This window comes from Shewanella sp. Pdp11 (assembly GCF_002838165.1).
Taxonomy (GTDB): Bacteria; Pseudomonadota; Gammaproteobacteria; order Enterobacterales; family Shewanellaceae; genus Shewanella; species Shewanella hafniensis.
The window spans coordinates 4,881,326-4,906,184 of the sequence record NZ_CP015194.1 but is presented as its reverse complement, the minus strand read 5'-3'; the positions used below and the strand labels follow the sequence as shown (position 1 = coordinate 4,906,184).

At 49.1% G+C, this 24,859-nt stretch carries 16 protein-coding genes; 11 read left to right on the top strand and 5 right to left on the bottom strand.

Going from position 1 to position 24,859, the window contains the following annotated elements; genetic code table 11:
* Positions 1-8 precede the first annotated feature (8 nt).
* A complete protein-coding gene (locus AYJ58_RS21550) occupies positions 9-788 on the top strand; it encodes a tetratricopeptide repeat protein (RefSeq protein ID WP_106651671.1) in 780 nt (259 codons plus the stop codon).
* A 122-nt stretch (positions 789-910) separates the two neighbouring features.
* On the opposite strand, the gene thpR is transcribed toward AYJ58_RS21550, so the two are convergent.
* Positions 911-1,456, bottom strand: coding sequence for an RNA 2',3'-cyclic phosphodiesterase (gene thpR / locus AYJ58_RS21545; RefSeq protein WP_106651670.1), 546 nt, complete (start codon positions 1,454-1,456; stop codon positions 911-913).
* A 199-nt stretch (positions 1,457-1,655) separates the two neighbouring features.
* Between thpR and AYJ58_RS21540 the strand changes: the two genes are divergently transcribed.
* From AYJ58_RS21540 to AYJ58_RS21510, 7 genes are all read left to right on the top strand, one after another.
* On the top strand, positions 1,656-3,875 hold the full coding sequence (locus AYJ58_RS21540; protein ID WP_106651669.1) for a putative bifunctional diguanylate cyclase/phosphodiesterase: 2,220 nt from the start codon (positions 1,656-1,658) through the stop codon (positions 3,873-3,875).
* 78 nt (positions 3,876-3,953) lie between these two features.
* Entirely contained in the window at positions 3,954-6,503 is a 2,550-nt protein-coding gene (gene hrpB, locus AYJ58_RS21535; protein WP_198555553.1) for an ATP-dependent helicase HrpB, read from the top strand.
* Between the two features lie 82 nt (positions 6,504-6,585).
* Entirely contained in the window at positions 6,586-8,910 is a 2,325-nt protein-coding gene (mrcB, locus tag AYJ58_RS21530; protein ID WP_198555552.1) for a penicillin-binding protein 1B, read from the top strand.
* A gap of 144 nt (positions 8,911-9,054) precedes the next feature.
* On the top strand, positions 9,055-9,333 hold the full coding sequence (locus AYJ58_RS21525) for a peptidylprolyl isomerase (protein ID WP_006084190.1): 279 nt from the start codon (positions 9,055-9,057) through the stop codon (positions 9,331-9,333).
* A 90-nt stretch (positions 9,334-9,423) separates the two neighbouring features.
* A complete protein-coding gene (locus tag AYJ58_RS21520) occupies positions 9,424-9,819 on the top strand; it encodes a DUF2391 family protein (protein WP_106651668.1) in 396 nt (131 codons plus the stop codon).
* 158 nt (positions 9,820-9,977) lie between these two features.
* Positions 9,978-10,208 (top strand): hypothetical protein, encoded by a 231-nt coding sequence (locus tag AYJ58_RS21515; RefSeq protein ID WP_106651667.1) that lies wholly within the window; start codon positions 9,978-9,980, stop codon positions 10,206-10,208.
* A 211-nt stretch (positions 10,209-10,419) separates the two neighbouring features.
* Entirely contained in the window at positions 10,420-11,121 is a 702-nt protein-coding gene (locus AYJ58_RS21510; protein WP_106651666.1) for a DUF3581 domain-containing protein, read from the top strand.
* A gap of 80 nt (positions 11,122-11,201) precedes the next feature.
* Here AYJ58_RS21510 and AYJ58_RS22150 read toward each other — a convergent pair whose 3' ends face one another.
* The 4 genes from AYJ58_RS22150 to dsrO all read right to left on the bottom strand — a co-directional run bounded on the left by AYJ58_RS22150 (position 11,202) and on the right by dsrO (position 17,840).
* Positions 11,202-12,506, bottom strand: coding sequence for a methyl-accepting chemotaxis protein (locus AYJ58_RS22150; protein ID WP_106651665.1), 1,305 nt, complete (start codon positions 12,504-12,506; stop codon positions 11,202-11,204).
* Between the two features lie 336 nt (positions 12,507-12,842).
* Positions 12,843-15,950, bottom strand: coding sequence for a tetrathionate reductase subunit A (locus AYJ58_RS21500; protein ID WP_106651664.1), 3,108 nt, complete (start codon positions 15,948-15,950; stop codon positions 12,843-12,845).
* Between the two features lie 35 nt (positions 15,951-15,985).
* The gene (gene nrfD / locus AYJ58_RS21495; protein WP_106651663.1) at positions 15,986-17,068 is read right to left on the bottom strand and encodes an NrfD/PsrC family molybdoenzyme membrane anchor subunit; all 1,083 of its coding nucleotides are present in this window, start codon (positions 17,066-17,068) and stop codon (positions 15,986-15,988) included.
* A complete protein-coding gene (dsrO, locus tag AYJ58_RS21490; RefSeq protein WP_106651662.1) occupies positions 17,058-17,840 on the bottom strand; it encodes a sulfate reduction electron transfer complex DsrMKJOP subunit DsrO in 783 nt (260 codons plus the stop codon). The genes nrfD and dsrO overlap by 11 nt, the downstream gene beginning before the upstream one ends.
* 408 nt (positions 17,841-18,248) lie before the next feature.
* Here dsrO and AYJ58_RS21485 point away from each other — a divergent pair, with 408 nt between their 5' ends.
* From AYJ58_RS21485 to AYJ58_RS21475, 3 genes are all read left to right on the top strand, one after another.
* A complete protein-coding gene (locus tag AYJ58_RS21485; RefSeq protein WP_106651901.1) occupies positions 18,249-20,201 on the top strand; it encodes a sensor histidine kinase in 1,953 nt (650 codons plus the stop codon).
* Positions 20,201-20,821 carry a response regulator transcription factor gene (locus tag AYJ58_RS21480; protein WP_106651661.1) on the top strand — a complete coding sequence of 207 codons (621 nt, stop codon included), beginning with the start codon at positions 20,201-20,203 and terminating at the stop codon, positions 20,819-20,821. Before AYJ58_RS21485 ends, AYJ58_RS21480 begins: the two co-directional genes overlap by 1 nt.
* A 347-nt stretch (positions 20,822-21,168) precedes the next feature.
* Positions 21,169-24,858 carry an ATP-binding protein gene (locus AYJ58_RS21475; RefSeq protein ID WP_106651660.1) on the top strand — a complete coding sequence of 1,230 codons (3,690 nt, stop codon included), beginning with the start codon at positions 21,169-21,171 and terminating at the stop codon, positions 24,856-24,858.
* Position 24,859: the final 1 nt, after the last annotated feature.

The following is a 24,859-nucleotide window of genomic DNA, read 5'->3' as shown; positions in this document are numbered from 1 at the left end:
GTAAGCAAGTGAAATACAGATTATGGGTTTTAGGTGCAGGTTTAAGCTTAACGATTGGGTTGAGCTCTGCGGCGCACGCATTTTCTATCCCGCAGCCTGCTGCCGAACTCGCAGCCAGTAAGTTTGTGCATATTCAGGTGACGGCAGAACAAGGCGACGCCGATGCCCAATTTCTGCTGGGATTAATGTATCTCTCAGGGCGTTTTGTGGAGCAAGAAGTGCCCTCTGGTTTGCATTGGATTTCACTTGCCGCCGAGCAGCAACATGAAAAAGCCCAGCAAACCTTAGCCGACCTGTCTTTTGAAGGTCAATTGATCAAGCGTGACTTATCCGTGGCCGAGCATTGGTATCGAGCCTTGAGTGAGCAGGGCAGTCGTTGGGCACAATTTCGTTTAGGTTTTATTTATGCTTCTGGCGGCGATGGTGTGCAACGTAATTGTGGTAAAGCGGTCGAGCAATTTTCCCAAGTGGGTGATGATGTTGCCTTAGGTAATGTGGCGTGGATTTTAGCGACTTGCCCAGAAGCTGAGTATCGCGATGGCAATAAAGCGGTCGAGTTATCCTTAAAGTTACTCAAAGTGAATGAAAACGATCCGACAAATTTAGATAATCTGGCGGCGGCTTATGCCGAAGTCGGCGATTTTGGTGCGGCAATTTCGACGCAGCAAAAAGCGATAGAAGCGTTAAAGATGAGTGCCGAAATGACCAAGACAGATGAGTTTATGCAGCGCTTACAAACCTACGAGCAAAAGCGTGCGTATCGCGAAACCTTACGCTTACTCGAATAAGGCATTGGTTATTGGAGCCCTTAAAGTAAGCCCTGTTGGTTTATTCGCGCTTTAGTTGATGCATATAATGATAAATTGGAAAGCCTGAGTTAATACTCGGGCTTTTTTGTTTTTAATTCACGCTAACCGAGCGTCCAAGAATCTAGGATGTGGTATTCCACACCCGTGCTTGTGCTTTTTGAATGATATAAATACAAATGTTCGGGCGTTAACGTTAGCGTATTCATCTCCTTGAGTTGCAATAACGCTGGCTCATCTCGTGTCCATTGTTTGGCCTTCCTAAATAAACTAATGTGCGGGCAAAAGTGGTGTTCACTGCTATGTAATTGCAGGCGGCCTGCTATTGCTTGCGTCTGCTTAGCTAATTGCGTTAACGGCGGATCAACTTCATCGGCTTTTAAGCAACAGACTTGGGCATTAGGCCATAAATCGAACTGGTTAAGTCGAACACTGAATCTTGGCTTAGCTAAGCGGTCAAGTGCATCAAGGAGGGAGATACGTTGATCGTCGTCCACTTGCCCTAGAAAGCAGAGCGTTAAATGCATATTGTTGACACTCACTGCTTTCGCCTCAGGATTAAGGTGGCAAAGCAGTTGTTGCTGTAAATCACTCAGCCTTGCCCTTTGTGCAGCGGTAGGCGCGAAGCCGAGAAATAGCCTTTGTTGCATCGGTTTATCGTCCTTTGTGGGGCTCAACACGGATTATCTCAGGGAACACTTTGACGGTTAGCGTCTTTGAGCGTTAATCTAGTTGTTGAATTTATCGGCTAATTTACGACTCAAGCAGACGTTTAATTCACTGTGAGCCTATACTCAATATACGTCGATAATACCTTAAATGGATTTTTAGGTAAGGAAGTCACTTTTCATGTCAGTAGGTTTAGCAAATCCACTCCAACAGGCCTTAGTGAGTATTTTTAGTGAGTCTCCACTAGAAACCTTAGAGCAAAATGTTGACCGAGCACTTGAGACCATCACATTGCAACTGCATTGTGATGGGGTATTTGTATTGACGGGCAGCCAGTCTCTGGATCGTTTACGCACGCGTAATTTGTATCTAAAACCCCAATTTGCTAAAGGCCAGCAAACTCGAGTTTGGCCCTTAGCGCGCATGCCATTTTTTCGCTCACTCGTTCGTACCCCAAGACTATTAAATCTGCCCGATGTGAATACCTTACCCGCCGATGCACAGGCCGAGCGAACGCTATTAAGAGATTGGGACGTCAAAAGTTTATTGGTATTGCCGCCTGTGGTATTTGGCGAAACGCGTATCGCGCTGGGCGCGGTGAATTGCTCTGAGTGTTGCGAATGGAGCGAAGAGTTTATTCAGGAATTTAATCACGCCGCTGTGATGATTGGCTCGGCGATGGAACTGACGCGCATCGCCCTGAGCATGCTCGCCAGTGAGCATAAATATTGTGAAGTCTTCAATCAGCTACCTTTAGCCTGTGCCTTGCTAGATAAGCATGATCAATTGACTATGCTCAATAAAGTCGCCCTGCAAACGCTACCAATCCAACATGGTTATGACTTATTCGACATGGTACGTGAGGAAGAGCATGCCATGCTCACCGATACCTTACATGTGGTACGAGAAGGTGTACTCGGTCACGCTTGGTGTGAGTTACCCTTAAAATCTATCCATCAATTGGCTTGGTTGAAACTCAGCTTTAGCCAGATCAGTGGCGATAAAGATACCTTAGTCATGATTGCCGAAGATGTCAGTGAAAAGTATCGCCTAGCCGATGAACTGTCCTTCCATGCCAATTATGATGCGCTCACAGGATTGCCCAATCGGTTACATTTCGAAGCCCTATTAGAAAATCTGCTGTACGCCCACGACGACATGCCAATATGTGTGGCGTTTCTCGATTTAGACCAATTCCAAGTCATCAACAATATCAGTGGCCATCAGGCAGGCGATAAGCTGCTGTGCCAAGTGGCATTGCGCTTAAAACAGCTCGTGCGTAAGGGCGATATTGTTGCCCGTTTAGGAGGCGATGAATTTGGTATCTTAATGCATTACTGCAATGTGGAATCGGTGAAACAAATTGCTAAACGTATCTGTACCCAATTGGCGAAGCATGAGTTTATTTGGGAAAGCCGTAGTCACAATGTCAGTGTCAGTATGGGGATTGCCAAGTTAAATAAAAAAGCCGCCGACATTTATACCGTGATGAGTCAGGCCGATGCAGCTTGTCGCTTGGCGAAGGATCAAGGTCGCAATGGCTGGCATTTATACAGTGCGAGCGATCCTAAAATGAACCGTCTCTATACCGAGATGATGGCGTCGGTGGATATCGTTGGCGCACTCGCGTTAAATCAATTTGAGCTTTATTTTCAAAGCATAGTGCCATTAAACCGTGAGGAGTCAGGTCTGCATTTAGAGATCCTACTGCGCATGGTGCAGACTAACGGCACTATAGTGTCTCCCGCCATTTTCTTACCCGCCGCCGAGCGATACAACTTAGCTTCTAAGGTCGACTTGTGGGTGATCGATAATTTACTCAAGTGGGGCGGTTGCCATTTAGATATCTGGCAGCAATTGGACCTAGTATCGGTGAATTTGTCGGCGACGTCTTTGGGCGACCATGAGTTTATGAACTGGCTAGAAATGCGTTTGATGGCCGAACCTGAGCTGGTGGACAAGCTTTGCATCGAAATCACTGAAACCGCAGCCGTGAGTCAGCTCGATCAAGCGACAAAGTTACTCGATATATTGCGCCCGCTCAATTGCAAGTTAGCCCTCGATGACTTTGGGGCTGGTTTTTCTAGCTTTGCCTACCTTAAGCGCCTTAATGTGGACATTGTGAAGGTAGATGGTCAATTTGTAGTGAACATCTGCGAAGACAGTGCGGATCAGGCGATTGTTAAGTCGATTTGCCAACTTGGCCAAGATATGGGCTTTGATGTGGTTGCCGAATTTGTCGAATCCCAAGATATTGGCCGAAAACTACAAGCTTTAGGCGTCGACTATGCCCAAGGTTACGCCATCAATAAACCGATGCGGTTAGCTGAATTGCAGTCAGGACTCTGTCAGCCTTGGCTCGAAAAACGTGAGACCTTTGCGGCCTATCCACAGCTTTAGTTTTGGGCACGACCGCTTAGCGCGATTATGTTGCAGTGAAATGGTACTCAAAGCCGATTGTTAGTACACTGACGGCCTGTGTTGGCCGCTGATGTCTTTTTCTTGAACTCTCTACCTATTCATAGCTTGTTAGCACCGCTGCGTGCGGCTTTTTCTCGTCACGCTCAAGTGATCCTCGAGGCACCGACAGGTGCGGGTAAATCTACCGCATTACCTTTGGCTATGTTGGATTGGCCAGAAATCAGTGGACGTATTTTAATGCTCGAACCGCGGCGTGTCGCGGCGCGTAGTGTTGCGCACTATATTGCCCGTTGTCGCCAGCAAAAGGTGGGGCAAGAAGTGGGTTATCGCGTGCGCGGTGAAGCTAAAGTCAGCGCCAATACCCGCTTAGAAATCGTTACCGAAGGCATACTCACGCGGATGATCCAGCAAGATCCCGAGTTAACTGGGATTGAGATGATCATCTTCGATGAAATTCATGAACGCCACCTCACTACCGACTTAGGCCTCGCCTTAGCGCTCGAAGTACAAGCTTCACTGCGGGACGATTTAAAGATATTAGCCATGTCGGCCACCTTATCTGGCCTTGCCTTAGCTGAACTCATGCCAGAGGCTGTGACCTTACACAGTGAAGGCCGGAGTTTTCCCGTTGAGGTTGAATATCGCCCCGTGCCGACGCAGCAGCATTGGATCGATCATCTTGGCCGCTGCGTGCTCGATCTGGTCTCTGCCAGTAGCGCCGGTGTTGATAAAACGGCTAGCAATAATGCCGTGCTCGTGTTTTTACCCGGAAAAGGCGAAATATCACGATTGCAGCAGTATCTGCGTGAGCGTTTAGCGGATGATGCTTTTCTGATTTGCCCCCTTTATGGTGAGCTTTCAGGCGCAGAGCAAGATAGCGCGATTGCGGCAACTACGGACGGCAGGCGCAAAATCGTGCTAGCGACTAACGTGGCGGAATCGAGCTTAACTATTGAAGGTATAGGGTTTGTCATCGACAGCGGCTATAAACGTCAGGCCAGTTTCAACCCTAAAACTGGCGTCACTCGTTTAGGCTTAAAACGTATTAGCCAAGCCTCGGCGACTCAGCGCAGTGGCCGCGCCGGACGTTTATCTGCGGGCATGTGTGTGCGTTTGTGGAGCCAAGAAGAACATGGCCGCATGCTCAGGGCCGATGAACCTGAGATCAGCCAAGCGGATCTGGTGGCTATGGCCCACGACTGTGCTTATTGGGGTGCAAAATCCTTTAGTGACTTGATGTTGTTAACGCCGCCACCGAGTGTGAATGAGGCGCTGGCGTGGCAATTACTGCAGCGCTTAGGCATGGTCGATGGCCAAAATAAACTGACTCCCCACGGAAAAGCAGCCTATGAGCTAGGGTGTCACCCAAGGCTTGCCCATATGTTATTGGGCGCGAAAAGCTTAGGCGATGATTATGAGCAAACTGCGCAATTGGGCAGTTTGGCCTGTTTGCTGTCGGGGATTTTAGAAGCGCGCGGTTTGCCTAAAAAGGGCGCCGATATCATGAATTACTTGCACTTTGCCTGTCAGGGGCAAGCGGGACAGCAGGCAAAACAGTGGCAGAAAAAGCTCGGTTTAACTGCTGACTTAGTGAAAGTCGCGACCCATGCTCACCACAGTGATGTGGGATTATTGCTGGCACTGGCGTATCCAGATCGCATCGCCAAAGCCCGAGGCGTTGAGGGTTATCAATTAGCCAATGGGACTGGCGTGGTGTTAGCAGCCGAAGATGCCTTGTCGCAAACGCCTTGGATGGTGGTGGCAGATTTCCAAGAAACTGAAGGCAGAAACGCTGGGCGGATTTACTTGGCGAGTCAGTTTCAGCCGAGCTTGTTCGATAGCGAGCTAAAAGACTTGCTGGAAATCCACGAGATCTGTGGCTGGGATGAAGGCAAAGGCCGAGTGATTGCCGAGCGCCAATACAAGGTCGGACAAATTTTAGTGAAAACCGAGACCATTGCTAAGCCTGAGCGCAAGCAAATTGTCGCGGCCTTACTAGCTTATATTCGCCAGCAAGGATTACAAATTCTCAATTGGAACGCTAACTTAGAGCAGTTTCAATACAGGCTTAAACTCGCGATTGAGTTCGATGCTGGCAGTGATTGGCCAAAGGTCGATGATGAGGTGTTATTAGCGAGCCTAGAAACTTGGCTGGCACCTTACCTCGAAAATGTGAATAATCTGCCGCAATTAGTTAAGCTCGATTGCTTTGGTTTTGTGGCAAACTGTTTGAGCTGGCAGCAGAAACAGCGGCTGGAGGAGTTATTGCCAACCTCTTGGCCGTTAGTTACCGGTACCTCTGCGCCAATCGTATACGATGAATCTGGGCGTGCGCTGCTGCGGGTGCGTCTGCAAGAAACCTTTGGCATGGCGCAGAGCCCTATGTTGGCGCAGGGCAAGCTAAAGGTGACGATGGAATTACTTTCTCCCGCTCAACGTCCATTGGCTTTAACGGCGGATTTAGCCAGTTTCTGGCAGGGACCTTATGTGGAAGTGAAAAAGGAAATGCGTGGCCGATATCCAAAACATCTGTGGCCGGACGATCCTGTGAATACACTACCAACAAAATTTACCAAGAAGAAAACCTTGGGTTTAGCTCAGCCATAGCAGTGACACTGGTTTTTTTATCGGGTGAAAACACGCCCTGATTCGCACCACGCTTGCTATCGTGGCTGATGTCTTTAAATGCATGAATGATGAAGTAGATATGACGACTAAGACGACAAAAAAAACACCCGCTTCCCGTAGGGCCAACAATGGCCGCGGTTTCTTTCGACGAGTTTGGTCAATCACTTGGAAATTAGCCTTAGCCGGATTAGCGGTAGTGACTTTCTACAGTATTTATCTCGATCAAATTATTGCGCAAAAATTTGAAGGTCAAAAATGGCACTTGCCCGCGCAGGTGTTCAGCCGTTCTATGGCGCTGTATCCCGGCGCGGCGGTCAGCCATCCGCAAATGATGGCTGAACTTAAGTTGCTCGGCTATCGCAAGGTCGCGAATCCACGCCAAGTGGGTGAGTTTTCGGCATCAAGCACTCGTATCGAATTGTGGCGTCGACCGTTCCTGCATCCTGAAGGCGATCAAGTAGAACAAAGAGTCATGATAAGCTTCGACAGCAATGGCGTTAGTTCAGTCACCCGAGTGTCGGACAAACGCCAGCTTGCCGTATTCCATCTTGAGCCTGTGTTGCTCGATCGCATTATTACTGGCGACGGCGAAGACAGATTGTTTGTGCCGACCGAAGAAATGCCTAAGTCGATTGTGCAGGCGTTACTGCTGGTGGAAGACCGTAGCTTTTACGAACACCATGGGGTAAATCCTTTCGCGATTGCTCGCGCGGCTTTTGTGAACATCAGCGCCGGTCGCACAGTGCAAGGCGGCTCGACGTTAACCCAGCAGTTAGCGAAAAACTTTTTCCTATCGAGTGAGCGTTCTTTGCTGCGTAAAGTGCGCGAAGCCTTGATGGCAGTGATTATCGATTTTCGTTACAGCAAGGACGAAATCCTCGAAGCCTATCTTAACGAAGTGTATATGGGGCAGGATAAATCCCGCGCCGTTCATGGTATGGGTTTGGCTTCACGTTTCTATTTCGGCCGTCCTATCAGTGAGTTGACTATCGCTCAGCAGGCATTTTTAGTGGCGACGATTAAGGGACCGTCTTACTACAATCCATGGCGATATCCGGAGCGTATTCAAGAGCGTCGCGATCTGGTACTGCGTTTACTCATGGATGCCGGCGATTTAACCACGGCCGAGTACAAGGCGGCGGTAGAGTCACCTCTGGCAATTCGTAATCTGAATAAACCCGCACATCAAAAATTGCCTTCTTTCTTCGCCCTAGTAAAACAGGAGGTGAACGAGCGTTATGGTGATGCGTTACTGAAGCAATCTGGGGTAAAAATTTATACCACGCTCGATCCTATGGCCCAAGAAGCGGCAGAAAAAGCGGTCACTCAAACCCTTAAGAGTTTAGATAAGAGTAATAAGTCATTACAGGTGGGCATGGTAGTGACCGACAAATATACGGGTGGTATCGCGGCTATGGTCGGTGATAAAACCCCAGGATTTGACGGCTTTAACCGCGCAGTTGAAATTCGTCGCCCGATTGGCTCGTTAATTAAGCCTTTTGTGTACGCCACGGCATTGGCACCTAATAGCCAATTTACTTTAGCTACTCCCCTTAAAGATCAGCCTATTACCTTAAAAAATGAACAAGGTAAGACATGGTCACCGCAAAATTTCGATAAGAAGTTCAGCGGTCAAGTGCCTTTGTTAACGGCGCTGAAAAAGTCGATGAACGTCCCGACTGTGAATCTTGGGATTGCGGTGGGCGTGGATGCGGTTGCGACAACCTTAGCTAAGTCGGGTTGGCAGGAACCGTTAAACGAGTATCCTTCTATGTTACTCGGTGCCGTCAATGGTTCGCCATTAATGGTGGCGCAGGTGTATCAAACCTTAGCCGATAGTGGGGTTTATCGTAAATTAACCACAGTGACGGCTGTGTTAGATGCAGATAAAAATCCATTACCTGTGACACGATTGCCTAAAGAGCAGGCTATTTCACCCGATACTGACTTTTTGATCCAGTACGCTATGCAGCAAGTGGTGAATACAGGCACAGCTACGCGCTTAGGCAATGCCTTCCCCGGAGTGGGATTGGCGGGTAAAACAGGCACAAGTAACGACAGTCGCGACTCTTGGTTTGCGGGCTTCGATGAGCGTAACGTCGCCGCCATTTGGGTGGGGCGTGATGATAACGGCAAGACTAGCTTGTATGGCAGCAGTGGCGCCATGGCAGTGTATCTTGCCTTCTTAAAGGAACGTCCACCTATTAGTCTGCGCTCTATCCCAGTGAATGGCGTAGTAAAGGGCTTTTTTGACCGAGATACTGGTGTGGCCAAGGAATCGGATTGCAGCAATGTTGATGCGCTTCCGGCATTAACCGCGACTTATCGTCCGGTGAATAATTGCGGCGAGCCTTTGCAATGGTGGCAGAAAATTCTCGGCCAATAGCTCGAGAATTGGCCAAAGACGTTGTGTGTGGAATATAAAATTTTAAGTAGTAGAACCTATGTAAATGGACGTGGCGTTATCGAGCATACACGCGTGACGCCATCTTCCCTTAGCCTAGGTCGTTAACCCAAAGTGAGAAATAACATGTTTAAAACCGCTGCCGCCGTGCATATTTTAGTGAAACACAAAGAGCAGGCTGAGGATATTGTTAAGCAGCTGAATAATGGCGCTAATTTTGCGGTACTTGCCAAGCGTTTTTCCTCTTGCCCTTCGGCCAAAAAAGGCGGTGATTTGGGCGAGTTTAAAAAAGGCCAAATGGTGCCACAGTTTGATAAAGTCGCTTTCTCGGGCGAGTTATTAGTGCCGCACATAGTTAAAACTAAGTTTGGCTGGCATGTGGTTAAAGTGCTGTATCGCACTTAATACCGCAGCAATAAGCCCCAATGTAGCGTCTTATCGCCGCACGTCATTTTCGGCGAATTAAATGGATTGGAATATTAAGGAGCGATGGGCATGACCTTTAGTTTTAATACCGAAGATGCGAGCCAAGTTTGCGTGGGGGCATTTGCGCTGGCGGTGCCCGTGGCGTTTTCAGAGGAAGCCTGGCACCTCGGCGAAACCTTGCCTGTGCTCAATATCGCCATGCTCTTTAGTTTATCTTTGTTATTTCTAGGGGTTTTTACTTACCACAGCGTGTTCCAACAGAATATTCGTGCCCGAGTCCCTGTGTTTATTTTCCGCATCATGGTGGCGTATTTGCTCACCGCGCTGGTGGTTTTCCTCGTCTTGCTGTGTCTCGATAAAGTGCCATTTTTTGAAGACCCGCTAACCTCGATCAAACGGATTATCGTCATCACTATGCCTGCCTCCATGGGCGCTATTGTTGTGGATAGCTTCGATAAGGAATGATGCGCCTTAGCTAAACCTCATGACTTTTGTCACTGGTGGATAAGCGTTATTTTGCGCATACTCATTGCCATATTCTGACTTTGAGCTATATCTAGAGTCGAAATAAGCCTGATTTTTTAGCCTGATAACAATAGCGCCAATCGATAAAGGAAATGACTATGAATACCGGAGCCCTCGCTTTACTTATCCCGATCCTCGCCATTGTTGGCGGATATGTGGTGGCGATTATGAAAATTCGCGACAAGCAAGGGGTGTCTAGCCGAGCGCAAGAGGCTGAAAATCAAGCTATGCGGGCCGAGTTAGCCACACTGCGTCAACGCGTCGAAGTGCTAGAACAACTGGTTACTGACGATAGTTTTCAATTGAAGCGAGAATTTAAACAAGTCTAACTATTTGTTCCTTGTCCAATGGAAGGCGCTAGCCTGTTAACCTAAGTTAATACCCTTGTAATGTGTTTGGCTTTACAAATGTGGTCATGGTGTTACTTTGTACATCTTCCGTGGGATCAAGTCATCGGGTGAGTTAAATACCTAATTTAAGGTAGACTCGTGATAATTTTGTTATCCATCCCTGTATTGAGTTATTACAAATAGAGTTTATATGTTTCTAGCGCCTTATTTTTCCGAGCAAAATCAAGCCATTTCCGTATCCGCACAACAAGCCAGCGACTTCGCGAAGAAAATTGCGCAGGACTTTAATCCCATACACAATGTGGGCGCAAAGCGCTTTTGCGTGCCGGGAGATTTACTGTTTGCCATAGTATTGACTCAATATGGTCTGAGTCAGAGCATGAAATTTAGCTTTGCGGGTATGGTGGGCGATAGCGTCGAACTGCAATTCCCAGAACAAGTGAGCGAGAGTTTTTCGATTCGCGATAGCCGCGAAAAAACCTATCTTAATGTGAGTCGCCAAGGCGATGTAAGTTGTTGCGATGCGCAGACCGAATCCTTTATTCGTCAATATGTTGCCTTCTCTGGACATAATTTTATCGATATCCTGATCCCTTTGATGAAACAACATCAAGTGATGATCAACCCAGACCGACCTTTAGTGATTTACGAAAGCATGTCGTTTGACTTAACCACCCTCGATTTTGTGCAAGTGACCTTATCACTCGTTGACCAAGATTTAAAAATCGATGGTAAACGTGGCGATGTGACACTGCACTTTGAATTACACAGTGGCGATACTTTAGTCGGCACAGGTATCAAAACCTTAGTCATGAGTGGATTACGTCCTTATGACGAGGCGCTGGCGCAGCAAATGTGCGCCACCTATGAAGGTAGTAAAACTGATTATTGATTGACGGAACAATCACATGGCGTTTTATCGGTAGATAAAGCGCCATGCAATCCTTGATAGCGCGATGAAATGCGAGGGGATTAATGACCGTTGATTGAAAGTTGAGAGACGATTTGTGAGACGTTTTCTGCTCCGTTGCGTATTTCTCCCATCACCAAAGTTACCTCGGCTAACTGTTGTTTCCCTTCCTGTGCGATACCTTCAACTTCGTTCATCATGTCCGTTGCACTTGTGGTGAGCTGGGTATTTTTAGTGACTACGGCGGCAATTTCACTGGTTGATTTACTGGTTCTGGAAGCGAGCTGCCTCACTTCATCGGCGACAACCGCAAAACCTCGGCCTTGTTCACCCGCACGTGCGGCCTCAATCGCGGCATTTAATGCCAGCAAATTGGTTTGATCGGCAATCGAGCTAATCGTCGCGACTATGGCTTGAATACTTTGGGATTGCTCATTCAGTTGAGTAATCGCCTGAGTCGTTTTATGGGTTTGCTCAGCAATAGCATTGGAGGTATTGACGGTCGCATTAAGCAACTTAACGCCTTGTTCCGCTTGCTCAACGGTGCGTTGCGATGTGGTGAGCGCAATATTTGCGGCTTCACGCACAGCGTGGCTTTGCTCGATCCGCTTGCTGATATCACTGGCGAACTTAATGACTTTAACGACCTTTCCATGCTCATCCATAATGGGATTGTAAGCCGCCTCCAGCCAAATTGAGTCGCCATAGGCATTTTTGCGCTCAAATAGCCCTTTGCTATAGCGACCTTGCTTAAGCTCGTCCCAAAAGTGAGGATTTTGTCGATAAAATTCATCGAAACAGAAAATTCTATGATGCTTACCTAGGATCTGTTCTTTGCTGTATCCCATTGTTTTTAAAAAGTTGGCATTTGCCTTCAGGATAGTGCCATCAGGGGTGAATTCGATTATGGCTTGGGAGCGATTTAGGGCATCAAAGATGGCGGCTTGATCGTCAAGCTGTTGCTTATATTGGGTAATTTCAGAAGCCGTTTTCATTATCTTCACGACTTTGCCCGCCTGTTTTACAGGAAAGTAAGTCGCTCTTAGCCAGATTTCTTGGCCATTTTTATTCACTCGCGCGAAATGTCCCTCCTGTGGATGACCGGCTTTTAAATTACTCCAAAATTGTTGGTATGTAGGAGAATTAGCATAGGTCGCTGAGCAAAACAGCTTATGGTGTTGACCAACAACTTCAGTAAGTGAATAACCGACTACTTTTAAAAACAAGGCATTCGCATCGAGTACTTTTCCTTCCGGCGTAAATTCTACCGTGGCAATACTTTGCTTAATGGCGTCGATGACCGACTCCGCTTCTTGGCGCTTGTTTTCGCTCACTTCTAGGCTTTTACGTAATGAAGAATTGAACACTGAGATACTCCTGATGAGCTTAACTGACTCAAAAACCGCTGGTCTTTATTGAAAGCTCGATATAACGAGCTGGATACACAGATAAATATAGCTGTGATTTTAATGTGTGGTTTATTTCTATGAAACACGTGATCGGGATCTATATACCTAAATTGAGCAAAAGAAGATCACTTTTCTTTGGTTTTAGCTCGACTAGGCTTTGGTTTTAGCCCGACCAGACGTAGCGGCAGAACGGATAGCTAAATTTTAGCATGCTACTTGGGTCAGTTAGCTTGAATTCACGCTATTAAAAAAGCTGCCAATGGCAGCTTTCTAAATATTATCTATGCGCGGCGGTTAGCTTAGTTTTTCAATCTTAGCGGGTAGGCCTTGTCTTGCCGAGGCGCCACTTGCCCAGTCTACCAGCGGATAGCGGCCGTTGCGACTCGGATCGAACAGATTTAAGTCGTTCATGTTGATCCCTACTCGGATCAGCGGATTGGCGACGATTTTAATCTCGTCAATCACAGTGTCACGCGCGCCGAGTTCCTTATGACCATAACCGTGTTCGATAGCGATGCAGTCTGGGTGCACTCCGGCAACACATTCCACCAAGGCAATCACGCTGCCGTTGGGCGTGCTGATTTTTACCGTGTCGCCCGTGCTGATGCCAAGGCGAGTGGCGGTTTTCTCGTTCAGTCGCACCGGATTATTAGGGTGCACTTGGCGCAAACGATCCGAGCCAATACTCATAGAACTCATGGTATGGGATTTGTAGCTGCTGATCAGCAATGGCCACTGTGACTTATCAAACGCCTTATCGAGCGGCGTACCATCGGCCAAGGCGGGTTGATATAAGCGCGGACAACCACTCATAAATTCTCCTGTGAGACTGTTGCGACGACTGCCGACGTCGGGATTCCACAGCATCATAGGTTTAGGCCAGACTTTACTCGGATTCCCCGCGTCATCGCGCGCGCCGCGCATTTCTTCAAAACGGCCGCCGCGGGCAAATAAGTAACTGACTTTTTTGACTTCATCAGGCGTGAGTCTGGTATTGAGCTCACTTTGAATGCGGCTTACACCGCTAAGATACATGTCCTCGGCGTTGATATCGGCGACGGCTTTACCCAAATAGGCCACGTTGGCGGCGCCGTAGAGTGAGTAATCCGCTGCGCGCGTTAACGGATGTAAGCTGCCATCGGCGGCCTTAACGGCATTTTCGCCAAAGCCGGGTAGTTGCAACTTCATCGCCACTTGGCTCAAGAAAGACTCCATGCACACCACATCACCACTGGCCATTTTCGCGACTCTTGGCTCGACAATCGGCCAACGACCTGTGGCAACTTTGGTTAGTGTGCCTTGCCATGCTGAGGTCCAGCCCCAAGACTCGTACGTTAAGGTGTCGGGCACTATGTAATCCGATAGCGCCGAGGTTTCGTTAATAAAGCTGTCGATGCTGATAAACAGCGGCAGCACCTTAGGATCTTTCAGTTGTTCACCAATAGCTTCCCCTAAACCCGCTTGACCATAAATCGGATTGCCCATGTGGTTAATCCATGCTTTGAGTCGATAGGGATAACCGTGCACCGCCGCGGTTAAATGTTCGCCAAGCAAGGGCGATGAAATCGGAAACCAAGGCTCCTTGGCGGGATAAGGCGATTCGCCCGCTTCGACTTTACGGCGATACTCTGAGGTTTTCTCGTAGGGGAATTTAGAGCGCGATAGGAATACGCCCTTAGGTTCGACCATGCCGTCAAACTCCTGCAGATTATACCTTGGGCCTTTACCAAAGGCTGGGAATGAACCGCCGGAAGCTAATGCACCGCCCTTCAAATTGATGTTACCTATCATAGCGTTGAGCATCATGATCGCCCACGCGCTATAGAAACCATTGGCGCTCATTGTGCCGCCGTGGGAGATCACCGCGGCCTTAGTGCCATGGCTGGTAAACTTATCTGCGAGAGCAATAATCTGCGCTTCGCTGATATCGCACTCCTTGGCATAGTGTGCCATCTCGAAGCTGTGCGCCGCTTCACTTAACAGTTGGAAGCTAGATTTAACCGCAATCGTGCCTTTAGGTGTGTCGACACTTTGATTAACGTCGAGCTTGGCTTTTTGACTTTGGCTAGCAAAAACTACCTCGCCACTCGCGGCATCGACAACCAACTGCGAGTCCTGCTCGCCATAGGCTTTGCCGTCGAAAGGTAAGCCAAGATCGCTGGCAAAGAGATATTGGCCATATCTTGGATGGGTGGGCTCGCTGATTATCAAAAAGCCTGCGTTACTGAAGCCACGGTAACCTGATGCTTTTGCGGCATCGACATTGGGCGCACTCAAAAAATCGGCGGCATAGCGCTGGTTATCGATAATCCAGCGCAACATGCCCATGGCGAGGGCCGAGTCGGTGGCGGGGCGGATCGGCAGCCAAGTATTGTTACCCGCGCAAGGTTGATTCGAGGTATTGGGCAACATGGGCGACACCACCACATAACTGAAATTGGTGTTATTCACCCGCGCGTTTGCCAGTTGTCTCGCTTGGCGTTTAAAGGGATTGCCCGATTGCTGCGGCGAGGTGCCGATAAAGAGTAAAAATTCGCTATGGTCCCAATCGGGCTTCAAGTGGGCGTATTTTTTCAAATCATCCAATAAAGCGCCTGCACCAGCGCGGTAGGTAAACCCGCAATAGGCACCATGGTTGGCAAAGTTTCGCGTGCCAAAGCTGTTGAAGGTAAAACGTTTGATAATGGCATCGCGGCCTTCATCGGAGGCGTTCGAGACCAGTAACTGGTTGGCCTTAGGGCCGTATTCTGGATTATTGGTATCGAGCGGTGTGGTGATATCACGAATCGCTCTTAAGCCTTCGACTTGCCCCTCACCAAATAAATCACCGCCTTCGACGACTTCATTCAGCAATTGCTCAAAGCTAATGCTCTGCCATTGGCCGCTGCCGCGCTTACCCACGCGTTTAAGACATTGTGTGACGCGGTGTGGGCTATCTAATTGTTCTAGCATTGCATTACCGCGGGCGCAGGCGGTGGAACGTCCTTGCAGCCCCTGTTCTTGAAAGGCGCTAAGCCCAACAAAGGCGGTTTTGATCGGTGTATCGAAATCGATATGTTCCCGCGATGACAACGGATGATAAGGATTGCCACTGATACGGATGATTTTATCGGTTTTTTGATCGATACGAGCGCGCACGCCGCATTTGGTCCAGCAACCTAAGCACATAGTATTGGCGATGCGTTGATCGTCATTGCTGATTAACTGACCTGACTGTAAATCGACTTTGTATTCAGGTGCTAAGGAATTGCCGTGCAGCGGATCTTGGGTCGGTTTTCCTGAAGTACCATTGACGACACCTTTACCTATTTGCGCTAATGTATGGCTATAACCCGCAGCAAATAATCCCACACCACCCGTGACAGCGGCCCCTTTGATAAAACGACGTTTACTCTTATCCATGATGGACTCCTTAATTCTGTAAACTATTTGGGTGCTCAGCGAGCAAGTTTTGCCGCAGGCGTGTGGCGAATAAGTTCGGAGACCAGCGCCATTAATGCTAACCAGAGGCCGAAGGTACCGGCTATTCCTAATAGCCCTTCGGGTCCCCAAGGCAGTTGATAGAGATAAGTCCCCGCGCCGTATTTAGGATCGGTTTGCGCTTGAATTAGCACTATCCAGCGAAATCCCCACGCAAGGTGAATGCCCGTGAGGCTGACGATTAGCATTGTCATATTGGGTAAGTGACGAATGGCGAGCATCAGTGCCAGCACGGCGAGCGTGACCAGCACCCAAATCGCAGCCAGTTGCCAACTTGGGCTGGTTTCCAGCAATAACGCGGCTTCAGGAGCCGAGCCCTTATCGAATAACGCCCAGCCGATAAGGCATAGGGCGAACAGACTAAAGCTGGCTCTTACCCAGAGTAATAGGCTGTCTTGGGTGCGCTGTTGGTAGCCTTTTAATAGTCGATTCAATACTGCCAAAGTGCCGCAGGCAGCGAGCAGGGCGCTCATCGCCATCAAAGGTGGCAGCCAATAGGTATGCCACAGTGGCCGCGCCTTAATGGCCATGGTTTCCATGCCAGTGTAGAGGGCGATACTGCAGGCACTCAGGGCCGTGATAATCGCGATCGGCTTGATGAATTTGTCACTGTTCCAATCACCGAATCTCAGTAATTGGCCTATTTTATTCACCCAATCTGAGTCTTGATTCGTGGTGTGCTTAGGCAGATATTGACGCAATAGCAGCCAAGCAAACACTGCGCTGGTGCCCGAGAATACGGGCAGTAAAAAGGCGCCATACCACATCCAAGAATCAGGGCGAACTTGCGCATAAAAATGCCAAGCCCGCAGCGGTTGGTGTAAATCGGCGAGTAAGGCGATAGGGGCGACTATGCCTGCGGTTAACATTAAACAGGCGCAGAGCTTCAGCAATCTGTCATCGGGTTTGGGTTGGCTAAACAAGTGTATTGTCGCTACCCATACGCTGGCGTAGGCGAGCCCCATCATAAAAAAGTATTGCACTGCCCAAGGTAGCCAAGTAATGGCGATATCTGGGGTAAAGATTTCTTTAATGACCATGGTGGATCTCCTCGCCAGTATCGGTAAGTAAGGTTCTAACGGGGGCTTGGCCGCTAATCTTGTCCTCAAAAGCGCTGCTCATGCCGATGTAGAACACCCGTGGCGCAGTGTTGGCCGTCGGTTTGAGCACCTTGATATCGGTTTTGTTGGCGGCAAGCAGTTGGCTTATCTGGCTGTTGGGATTATTCAGATCGCCAATCACACGGGCTTCTCCTACGCAGGTTTCGACACAGGCGGGCAGTAACCCTGCATCTAACCTGTGGGCGCAGAAGGTACATTTGTCGGCGGTATTGGTGTCGTGGTTGATAAAGCGCGCATCATAGGGGCAGGCTTGCACGCAATAGCCACAACCAACACACCATTCATTGTTGACGACGACTATGCCGTCCTTGCGCTGTAAGGTCGCGCCCGTAGGACAAACTGGGATGCATGGCGGGTTTTCGCAGTGATTACAAAGTCTTGGCAGCATTAAAAACGCAGGCGGAGTGGTATCTTCCTGCTGCGAGACTTCATACTGCTGCACTGTGGTGCGAAATTGCCCGAGGGGCGGTTGATTCTCGATAGTGCAAGCGACGGTACAGGCTTGGCAGCCTACACAGCGGCGTAGATCGATCACCATACCGTAACGTTTACCCACTTGGCCTTCGCTGGCACTGTGCATTTGAGGGCTGCGCTTATCATCCTGTGCATACACTTGCACGACAGGGATGAGTGCGGCGCCAACACTGACGCTGGCCATTTTGCCGAGAAACTGACGTTTACTCTTGTCCATACAGATTTCCTTCACTACTTGCAGATGGCGAATAAACTGGCTCATAGACCTAGCGTTAAGGTTTATGGCGAGGTTTACAGGCATTCTGTAAAAGGCGAGGCGGCATAACTATAGTGGTTTTCCACATATCGGGTGTGGATTTGATCTAGCGCAACAAATATCCGTTAGAATAGCCTTCAAAATGCTAGGGTTTTATTTTTACGGCTTTTAAACTTAAGTTTGGCCTGCTTTCAATTTGAATTGGATCTGCTTTTAACTGGATTTGAGCTTGAGTTGAAGTTGAGTTGAATTTGAGTGATTGGGGATAAAGGATTGCACTTCACGTTATTTAGGATGATGAAAATAGTGTTTAGCTCAGGGATGTCACTCAAGTGGCCGTTATCGATTCAAGGTTCAATCGAGCCTAATATGACACAGCGAACGATTTTAAGGATGTCACTTAGGACTAAGGTGTTCATCACGTTATTAGCGTGCTTACTCGCTTCGGCAAACGTGTTTGCCGTAGAGCCGCAGAATCAAAGTGCGCATTCGGGATTAACTGACCCTGAGGTTGTTGCGCCAGTCGCTATCGAAGAACCCGGTTATCAAGTGGTCGATGTGGGCGTGTTAGCCATCCGCGGTTATAAGGCGACCATCAACCGCTGGCAGCCGTTAATGGGTTGGCTTGAAACCCAAATTCCCAACAGTTACTTTAGGTTACATCCTCTCACCCTCGATGAGCTCGCTAAGGGCGTTGAAACTCAAGGGCTTGATTTTGTAATTACCAACCCTGGGCAGTCCGTGATGCTGGCGCGGCAATATTCCCTCACTTGGTTGGCGACTCTGCGCAGTCCGTTAAATAATGGTGCGGCGATGCAAGTGGGTTCGGCGCTGGTGGTGCGCGCCGATTCACCCTATCACACCTTAAGTGATCTCAAGGGACGTCGACTCGGGATAGTGTCGAAAAATGCCTTCGGCGGTTACTTGACCTTAGTTTACGAAGCGCAGCTAAAAGGCATAGATTTGCCTCGCTTTGTGGGTGAGATTATTCCGCTGGGGTTCCCGCTAGATAATCTGTTGTATCAGTTAGATGATCAAAAAAGTGGTGATGATGCGGCGAAAGATAATCGACTGGATGCAGCTGTGGTGCCTGTGTGTCAGCTTGAGCAGATGCAAACGGAAGGGCTGATTAATATCGGCCATTATCGGGTGCTCGATAACCAAACTCCGGTGGGATTTCATTGCCAAGTCTCGACTCGCCTCTATCCCAACTGGTCCATGGCGAAGACCAATCGCGCCTCCCAGTCTCTGGCTAAAAGCGTGACCCAAGCGCTGCTAGCGCTGCCCGAAGATCACCTAGCCGCTAAGTCTTCCGATTCTGCGGGTTGGACCACGGCAGTGAGTCAGCTGGCGATCGATCAACTGCTCAAAGATCTCGACATGCATCCCTTACAAACACCTTGGTGGCAAAGAGCGTGGCAGTGGGTCAAGTTACATCAACAATGGGCTTGGTTTGTTTTGGGGATTTTGGTGCTGCTCAATGCGTACCATTTCTGGTTGGAGTATCGTTTTAGCCGTCGCGGCCGGGAGTTGATTAACACTCAGCGCCAGCTCAATGAAAACCGCGCGCTACTGGAACATGCTCAGCGTATCGCGATTGCTGGCGAACTTGGCGCTAGCCTCTCCCACGAACTCAATCAACCTTTGGCGGCGATTGGCCATTATTGCCATGGCGCCGAAGTGCGATTACAGCGGGGGACGAGCCCTGAGGAACTGCAATCGGTATTGACGCTTATCCAGCAGGAAGTCACGCGCGCCGACAGTATTATCAGCCGCTTACGTAACTTGTTGAAGAAACGGCCTGTATCGAAACAAGCTTTGTACTTGCATGAGCTGGTCAATGAGACTGTGCCGCTGCTCGCCTATGAGTTTGAGCAACATCAAATCAATCTTGCCGTGAATGTGAGCGGTGAGCCCTATTTACAGTCCCTCGATGAAGTCGGCATGCAGCAGTTGTTGCTTAACTTGCTGAAAAACGCCTTTGACGCCTGCGTTCAGCGGTTAGAGCTTGAATCCAGTGGCACAGAACAGAGCGTAATGCATAAGCCCTATGTTCCGACGATCGATATCGATCTTCGCTATCAAGAACGCACACTCTTGCTGACAGTCACGGATAATGGCACTGGGTTAACCGAAGAGACCAGCCTGCTAATGCAAGCCTTTTATTCCACTAAATCAGAGGGATTAGGTTTAGGCTTAGTGATTTGCCGCGATATTGCCGAGAGCCATGGCGGAACCTTTAGCCTAGAAAGCGCTATGGGTGGCGGTTGCCAAGCGCAGGTGGCTATACCGCGTAAACCTGAACCCAATGGAGCACAATAATGAGTCTTGCCTTACCTGTGTATTTAATCGATGACGATGACTCAGTGCGTCGTTCCTTGCGTTTTATGCTTGAAAGTTATGGCCTTAAGATCACCGACTTTGATAGCGCCGAAGCCTTTTTTACTACTGTGGACTTAACTCTGCCGGGTTGTGCGTTAGTCGATGTGCGTATGCCGGGGTTGAGTGGCCCGCAGTTGCATCTTGAATTAGTCGCCAAAAATAGTCCGTTAGCGGTGATTTATTTGACCGGCCATGGCGATGTGCCTATGGCAGTAGATGCGCTTAAACTCGGTGCGGTGGATTTTTTTCAAAAGCCCGCCGATGGCGCTAGGTTAGCCGAAGCGGTTGTCAAAGCGTTGGAACATACCAAGGCGCATCATCAAGACAATCAGTATCTTGAGACGTATCAAGCACTCACGCCAAGGGAGCGGGAGATACTCAACCTGATTGCCCAAGGTCTGAAGAACCAAGAGATCGCCGATAGCCTTTGTATTGCCATGCGCACGGTCGAGATCCACCGCGCCAATTTGATGAAAGGCATGCAAGTGGGATCGCTGGCGGAAATGATGCTGATCTATAGCCGGATCGCCGAACGCCTGCGCCTTGAAGATAACCGCTAAAATTTACCTTTTACTGCGCTAATTGCCGCTTTGTTAGCCGCCTATTTGGGCTAAGTTGTCGTATCATTGGCGGTTAGTATTGGCTTTGCTAGTAGCTTAGTTATGAGCTTAGTTCTGGGCCTAATTCGAGGCGTAAAGATTGTGAGCCATGGCATTAGTGCAGCGCCGCTTAATTGCCAATACACCGCGATTGCCTTATTTTAGGGGCACTATTTTTAGGCCATGATTTTAACAGCACTTTTTTACCGTGCTTGTTAAGGTCTGTGGCCCTCTTGGATTGTTTTGCTTTGTCCTGTAGAAGGCTTCTGCAGCTTAGATAAGACGCTCCCGTTTGCATAAGGAATGAAATGGCAAGCTTGATTCGTATTGTGCTGATTGATACGCACCTTCCGGGCGTTGTGGAACTCGCCCTCAATGGCCATACCAACATTTGTGGTACTAACGCCTCGGGTAAGACGACATTACAACGTCTAGTCCCTGTTTTTTATGGCGAATACCCAAGCCGCGTGGTGCCTTCGACCCGCGACAGTTTCGAGCGTTGGTACTTGCCACACGATTCAAGCTACATCATTTACGAATATCAAAAGGCCGATGGCTTACTGTACCAAGCCGTGCTGGCTTCGGCGGGTGATGGCAAGGGGGTTAACTATCGCTTTATCGCCAAAGGTTTTGAGCTAAGCGATTATATTAAATCGCAAAATGGTGACACTATTCTGTGCCACACCATGGCGGAATTAGGCCGTGATTTAAAACGTGCTGGTATCGCCACCACTAACTTACTCAACACCCGTGAATATCGCGCCATTATTCAAAACGATCGCACCCTCTTAAGCACGGGCAGTAACCGCAGCGAACTGCGCGGCTATGCCCGCCAATTTGCCCTGTGTGAGGGCGAGCATTCCCTGCGCCACATCGAAAAACTCGCCAAAGCGGTGCACTCCAAAGAAGGCAAGATGGAGACGGTCAAATCCATGATCGCGGCCATTTTAGAGGAAGACGGAGTTAATCCGCCCAGCTCACGCTTAAACCCGCAGCGCGTTGAGGCGTGGATCCGTGAAAGCCAACTTATCCAAGGGTTTGAAGTTATTCGCCCCGAATTTGAAAAACTCGAGCAAGAATTTAACCAACTGCTCAGTGCAGAGATGCGCTTATCGAGCTTGTCCCGTGGTTATCGCAACGATGAAACCTTAGAAGCCGATCGCCAAGATATTCAGCAAACCTTATCTAAAGAGCTGAATTTAAAGCTCAGATTGCTTGATGACGAATGGAAAGAGCAGCGCGATGAGCTCAACCTCGATTTATCGGCCGCCAAGGGTGATGTGGCGAAGTGCGAGTATGAACTCGATGCCATTGAAGATCAGCACAGCGCCTTTTTAGATGCCAACATAGAGCAAGCTAAGGCCGATCTTGAGATGCTGCCGAACTGGCGCACCGATGTTGAAAACTTAAGTGAACGCCATAAGCTTCAAACCGAGAAGCACCAAGATATTGAGGCGGCCTACAATGCCCGTCGCAGTAAGATTGGCGAGCAGTTAAACCGCGAGCTTGAAGGCCTGCATAGCGACCAAGACAAGCAGCGCGAAGCCCGCGATAAGCAACGTGAAGTCGCGCGCACCGATATTGATGCCCTAGAGCTGCAATGGCGCAACCAAATGGATGCGGGCAAGGCTAGCTTTAGCGAGCAGGAATACCAATTCAAACTCACTGCCGCCGAGCTTAAATTGCGTGTTGATGGAGTGACTTACACCGAAGAAGAAAAGCTGAGTCTCGCGATTTTCGACGAACGTATTCACCGCGCCGACGAAGAACAAGAAAGCTGCAATGCCAAGGTTGAACGCTTAAGCAGCGATGAGCGTAAGCTTAGAGCTAAACGCGATCAAGCCAACGAAGCCTTGCGTATCGCCACCTTAAGGGTGAACGAGCGTCAAACTGCGCTGGATGAACTGCACCACATGCTGTTCCCGCAATCCCACACCCTATTGGAATTTTTGCGTAAGGAAGCCCAAGGCTGGGAGCAAAGTTTAGGGAAAGTGATCGCGCCTGAACTGCTGCATCGCACCGATTTACATCCAAGCTTTTTACATCAAAGTCAGGTTAGCGAATCGAGCGAAGCTTTCTTTGGCGTGCATTTAGATCTTAAAGCGATCGATGTGCCTGAATATGCCGCCTCTGAACAAGAGCTGCGGATTCGGTTAAGCAAAGCCGAAGAAGCCCACACTAGTGCCCAAGAAATGCAAGCCGAGGCCGAATCTCAGCTGGTGGCCATTAATGGCGAGTTGGATAATCTCAGCCGTGAACTGACTTTTGCCCGCACGGCGTACAAAAATAGCCGTGACGATCTGCGTCGCCTATTTGATGAAAAGCGCAGCGAGCAAGAGAAAATTAACAAAGCATTGAGCGAGCGCAAAGCCCATGCGGGACAAAGACTGACTCAACTCGATGGTGAGCTAAAACAGCTTAAACATCAGCACGAACTCTGGCTCGAAGATCAAAAAGAGCAAGCGCTAGAAGCGCGCATGGAAAAGAATGCCTATTGGCAGGAAGTTATCGGCGCGCTCGACAATCAACTCGGCCAAATTAAAGCGACCATTGAAGGACGCCGCGAAAGTGCCAAAATCGAGCAGAAAGCCTGTGAGACTTGGTACAAAAACGAGCTTAAATCCCGCGGTGTGGATGAGGATAATATCCTCAAACTCAAGCAACAAATTCGTGATTTAGAAACTAAAATTAGCCGCGCTGAGCAGCGTCGCAGCGACGTACTGCGCTTCGACGATTGGTATCAGCACACTTGGCTTGCGCGCAAACCTAAACTGCAAACTCAGCTTAGCGATGTGAAGCGCGCGGTATCGGAAATCGATCAACAACTTAAGGCGAAAACTCAGGATGTTAAGACTCGCCGTCAACAACTCGAAACCGAGCGTAAAGTGTCCGATGCGGCGCAGGTTGAAGCCTCTGAAAACTTAACTAAATTACGTGCCGTAATGCGTAAACTCGCCGAGCTTAAGTTACCGAATAATAACGAAGAAGCCCAAGGCAGCCTAGGCGAGCGTCTGCGCCAAGGTGAAGATTTACTGCTAAAACGCGATTACTTGATGGGCTCGGTCAAGCAATATGTAGAGCACTTCGATTCAGTGATCGCCAGCAAGTCAGGTTCGGGCCTTGCCGAAACCTGGGAGCGTGCCCGCGAAGAATCGAGCTTTATCAACGACAAAGGCATTCGTCTGCTGGATTACCGCAAGTTAGTGCCACAGCTTGAGCAATTGCTGAACGTGATAGTGCCGCAATCGATTACTGCGCTGCGTGAGCAAGGACGGATTTTTGGCGTCGACTTAACCGCCTTCTACGATGTATTAGCCGATATTGACCGTCGCATCGCGTCCCAAAGTGCACGCATTACCCGCGAAGTGGGTGAAGAGTTATTCCTCGATGGCGTGTCTGAATCGGCGGTACGAATTCGTTCGCGCATCAGCGAGTTAGAGTTCTGGCCTGAGCTTGAACAGTTCGTCAAAGCCTTTAAACATTGGAAAGCCGATGGCTTTAATGGCTTGCCCGATGAGGATTACACCAACAGCATGCGCCGCGCCTTAGACATTATCGGCCGCGCTGCGTTAACGGGGGGCATCTCTAAGTTGCTGGAAATCGAGCTGCGTCTTAAAGAAGGTAACAGCGATCTGATTATCCGCACCGACAGACAGCTTAACGAATCCTCAAGCCACGGTATGGCGTATCTGATTTTGTGTAAGTTCCTGTTGGCATTCACGCGTTTGCTACGTGGCCGCGCCGACGTGACCATTCACTGGCCAATCGATGAGTTGGGCACTTTGCACCATACCAACGTGAAGAAGATTTTCGATGCCTGCGAAAACAACAACATTTGTGTGCTGGGCGCCTTCCCGAACCCAGAGTCCGAGGTGCTGAACTTGTTCGCCAACCGTTACATTATCAACAAACAAACCAAGAAGTTGCAGGTGGTGAAGCCTAAGGTCAACCCGATTGCTGATATGTTGAGTAAACGCCTGAGCAAGGAGGCCATCTAAT